The organism is Sulfurimonas sp. (assembly GCF_016744025.1).
GTDB lineage: Bacteria > Campylobacterota > Campylobacteria > Campylobacterales > Sulfurimonadaceae > Sulfurimonas.
The window spans coordinates 1-4,118 of sequence record NZ_JADGFC010000174.1; the positions used below are offsets into that span (position 1 = coordinate 1).

At 30.6% G+C, this 4,118-nt stretch carries 4 protein-coding genes; all 4 read right to left on the minus strand.

Features of this window, described 5'->3' with window-relative positions:
* Nucleotides 1-67: 67 nt before the first annotated feature.
* The 4 genes from QZZ48_RS14515 to QZZ48_RS14530 all read right to left on the minus strand — a co-directional run bounded on the left by QZZ48_RS14515 (nucleotide 68) and on the right by QZZ48_RS14530 (nucleotide 3,957).
* Nucleotides 68-583 carry an asparaginase domain-containing protein gene (locus QZZ48_RS14515; protein WP_294966976.1) on the minus strand — a complete coding sequence of 172 codons (516 nt, stop codon included), beginning with the start codon at nucleotides 581-583 and terminating at the stop codon, nucleotides 68-70.
* A 22-nt stretch (nucleotides 584-605) separates the two neighbouring features.
* On the minus strand, nucleotides 606-1,283 hold the full coding sequence (locus tag QZZ48_RS14520; RefSeq protein WP_294966977.1) for a response regulator: 678 nt from the start codon (nucleotides 1,281-1,283) through the stop codon (nucleotides 606-608).
* 3 nt (nucleotides 1,284-1,286) lie between these two features.
* Complete coding sequence (locus QZZ48_RS14525; protein ID WP_294966978.1) at nucleotides 1,287-2,405, minus strand: HAMP domain-containing sensor histidine kinase; 1,119 nt, start codon at nucleotides 2,403-2,405, stop codon at nucleotides 1,287-1,289.
* Between the two features lie 94 nt (nucleotides 2,406-2,499).
* Entirely contained in the window at nucleotides 2,500-3,957 is a 1,458-nt protein-coding gene (locus QZZ48_RS14530; RefSeq protein WP_294966979.1) for an alanine/glycine:cation symporter family protein, read from the minus strand.
* Nucleotides 3,958-4,118 lie beyond the last annotated feature (161 nt).

The window sequence follows — 4,118 nt, forward strand, 5'->3', positions numbered from 1 at the left end:
TACACTCATATTTAATCCCTATATTTTCTATTTCAATTTTATCATTTTTGAAATAAGAAAACAAATTTTACTGGTTCAGTTTTAGGGGTTCATTATATACTAGAAACTTACCTACATTTTTGTCTTTTTTTAGTTTAGAATGAGCAACTACAACTCCGTGCATTGCTATGTAGATGCCATTGTCTACATTTGCGCTTAAAAAGCCTAGAGCTAGTGAAAAGTTCATTGTAGCTTCTACTTCATCTATACTGATTGGAACCATTGCGCCTGTAAATACTATCTTTTTATTATCTATTTCTTTGTATAAAAATTCACTTGTTAAATCAACTGTATCTGTCCCATGAATTACAATAATTTTGTCATTAGTACTTTTCTTTATTGCATCTGTTATTATTTGTCTATCTTCATCATTCATATCAAGGCTATCTTTTGATACAATATTTTTAATCTCAAACTCTATATTATGACAAGATTCTAAGATCTTATCTAGTGCTATATTGTCAGATGGAACTTCCAAAAGACCTTTTAGAGGGTTATATCTTTTGTTAAATGTTCCACCTGTATTGATAATAGTTATTTTCATAAATTTCCTTTTTTAAATTATTTTAGTTTAGAGTATATCCCTCTTGGGGAATGTTTTTTATTATATTTAGGGGAAGCTTTTGTCTTAAATCTTTCATAAATGATTTTAAAGCATGAGTAGTCATCTCTTTACCATCCCAAAGTTCAGACTCCATTTGTGCATACTCTAAAATATTATCTCGTCTTTCATGAAGAAGCTCTAAAAACTCTTTTTCTCTTTTTCTAAGAACTATAACTTCTTTGTCTTTATAAATCAGCTCTCTTTTTTGTATATTTAAAACTAAGTCCTGAGCTAGGGTTATAGATGCTAAAGATGTTTTTGCATACTTGATAAGAGCTTCATTTAACTTTTTTAGATTTAAAGGTTTTAATATAAAGTGACTTATATTTAGATTTATCAAATCAACCAAATACTCTTCATTTGAGTAAGCGGTAAGCATAATTATAGTTGTTTTTAAATCATGCTCTCTTATCTTTTTTACAAGATCGATGCCATTACAGTTTTTCATTTGGATATCAGTTAAAATGATTTTAGGCTCTTTTTCTAAGTAAATATCATAAGCTTCATTACCATCTCTAGCCTCATAAACATCATCAAAATAGTACTTAAGTGTATTAACTACTACTTCTCTAATTCCATCTTCATCTTCAACACACAAAATGGGCACATTTTTTAAACTTAAAAGTAAGTCTTCGCTCATTTTCTACTCCACATATACTGTGAAAACAGCACCATTATTATCATTGTGTACATTAAGCTCACCTTTCATGTTCTTCTCTATAATAAGTTTAGATATATAAAGACCTAAACCAGTTCCTTTTGATGAATCTTTTGTACTAAAATAGGGGTCAAATATCAAATCAAAATCTTCATTTTTTATTCCACCTGCATTATCTTTTATCTCAACTATACTCTTATCTTCTTGTACATCTATAAGTATATGTATCTTAGGTTTATGCACTCTTTTTTCTACTAAAACATCTCTTGCATTTGATATAAGGTTTAGAATAACTTGAGCATATTCTGTTGGATATCCATGTATTACTTTATCCGTATTAACAAATAAGATAAGATCTATTGAACTATCTTTAAGAGAAGCTTTTGCTAGGTTTATAGCTTTTATACAAGAGTCAAGCGCAAAAAAGTCCTCTTTTTTCTTATCTGGTTTATAAAAATTTCTAAAGTCATCTATGGTACTTGACATATACTCTATCATTTTATCACTCTTACGAATAGACTTGAAAATATGTTCTTCATTTATTTTTTTGAATTTCGTAGCAGTTTCTAACTCCATTAAGATACCTGATAGCTCAGTAAGAGGTTGTCTCCACTGATGTGCTATCATACTTATCATAGAACCCATTCTTGCCAGTCTAGACTGTATTAAGATTGCCTTATCTTTTCTTGTCGCTTCTTCTATTCCATCTTTAACTTTATGAGCCAATGTCTTATTTAGCATCTGTAGTTTTTCTTTTTTTTGTTTTACTTCTTCTTTATACCTTTTAATTACACCATCAATAATAGAAGACATCATATATGAAAAAGTAGCCATAAAAAGTAAAAGGAGAGTAGTTATAACTATAACAAAGTTTATAAATTTATCGTCTTGTAACTCTTTTTGAATACGCTTTTGTTCAATAAATAAACCTACATCATTTGTATGCTTGTTTATAGTATTGTTTTTTTCATAGATTTTTATATCAGCATAAAAGTTTTCGTCTGAGAGCTTTAAGTAGAAGGAGGTTGTAAAAAAAGATATAAATAGGATGCTTAAAAAAGGCATTATTATCGAAAAAAAAGGTATTCCCTCTTTACTAAACATCTTTTACCTTATGCTAAAAGCCAGTTGATAAAAGTTAATCAACTGGCTTTTTTTATTTTATTGTAACATAGCAACAGAGTTGTTTTGTTAAAAACTATCCCTGATTTTTAAGCTTTTCCTCTTTTTTATCATTGATATTATCAACAATCTCTTTCCATGGAGCTATGCCAATTTTATATTGCGCATAATCTTCATATCTTAAAACAGGAACAATGCCTTCTTTTAATTGAGTATCATAACCCTTGATAAGTCTTAGCACAGGCTTATATAAAACTGCAATAACACTGATATTGATAACAGCTAAAAGACCCATAGATAAGTCAGCAAATGCAAATATAGAACCTAAATCTTGGAATGAACCCCAAATGATAAGAGCTATACAAACAACTCTAAACACATTAAAAAGTGCTACATTTCCTTTACTAAAAAAGTTAAGGCTGTTTTCTGCTAAATAGTAGTTATATAACATTGAAGAAAAACCAAATAGTAAAAGTGCAAATGTAATAAAGTATCCAGCAAATGGACCCATATGCTCAACTAAAGCACTTTGTGTTAAAAGTATACCGTTTGCATTTTCAAGTCCAGGTACATAAGCACCAGATAAAAGGATGATAAATGCTGTACAAGAACAAAGAATGATAGTATCAATAAATACTGAGAATGATTGAACTATACCTTGTTGAACAGGGTGAGCAACATAAGCTACCGCAGCAACATTTGGTGCAGAACCAAGTCCAGCTTCGTTTGAGAACATTCCTCTTTTTGCACCTTGAAGTATAACCGCACCGATACCACCACTAATAGCAGTGGTTGGGTTAAATGCTTCTGTAATAATCATAGTGATTAAACGAGGAACTTCTTGTATGTTTAATCCAATAACAACAAGTGCTATAAGCAGATAACTAACAGCCATAACTGGAACTATAACTTCTGAGAATTTTGTGATTCTTTTGATACCACCAAAGATTGATATACCAAATAAAACTGTTAAAAGTCCACCAGACATCCATACTGGAATACCAAAAGATGCTTCAAATGAACTAGAGATAATAAATGACTGAGTTGCATTAAACGCAAAACCAAATGTAAACATTAAAAGAATAGAAATAATAACACCAATCCATCTTTGTCCTAAGGCTTTTGTTACATAATAAGCTGGTCCACCACGGTATACGCAAGAGTCTTCTGCATCTTTTTCTTTATATAACTGTGCAAGTGAACACTCAAAGAAACTTGTACTCATACCAATAAGACCAATCATCCACATCCAAAAAACTGCACCTGGACCACCAAGAGTAATAGCTACCGCAACACCAGCGATATTTCCACCACCAACACGACCAGCTACACTTAGCATAAGTGCTTGAAATGAACTAATATGTCCCTCTTTATCATGCTCAGTCTCTCTTAAAACATGGAACATCTTAAAAAAGTATCTAAACTGTACAAACCTTGAACTTACCGTAAAAAATATACCCAAAGCTGGAAGCATATATATTAACATATTGCCCCAAATCAGGTCATTTAAAAATGTATTTATTTCCCCTAGCATCTATTTCTCCTTTAATTTAAGCGAAGAGTTTAACAAAGCAAAGAGGGTTAAAAGTAGTAGGGACTGACTTAATTAAAAAAACGGGTGCATAAAACATTCATTAAAGTTCGGTATAGTAGGAGTAAACAAAGGTTTATTTACAAATGGCTGTAAAAAAGCTC

What these genes read in the sequence shown, in the direction of transcription:
- QZZ48_RS14515 (WP_294966976.1), bottom strand. Translation starts at nt 583, where the DNA reads ATGAAAATAACTATTATCAATACAGGTGGAACATTTAACAAAAGATAT.
- QZZ48_RS14525 (WP_294966978.1), bottom strand. Translation starts at nt 2,405, where the DNA reads ATGTTTAGTAAAGAGGGAATACCTTTTTTTTCGATAATAATGCCTTTT.
- QZZ48_RS14530 (WP_294966979.1), bottom strand. Translation starts at nt 3,957, where the DNA reads ATGCTAGGGGAAATAAATACATTTTTAAATGACCTGATTTGGGGCAAT.
- QZZ48_RS14520 (WP_294966977.1), bottom strand. Translation starts at nt 1,283, where the DNA reads ATGAGCGAAGACTTACTTTTAAGTTTAAAAAATGTGCCCATTTTGTGT.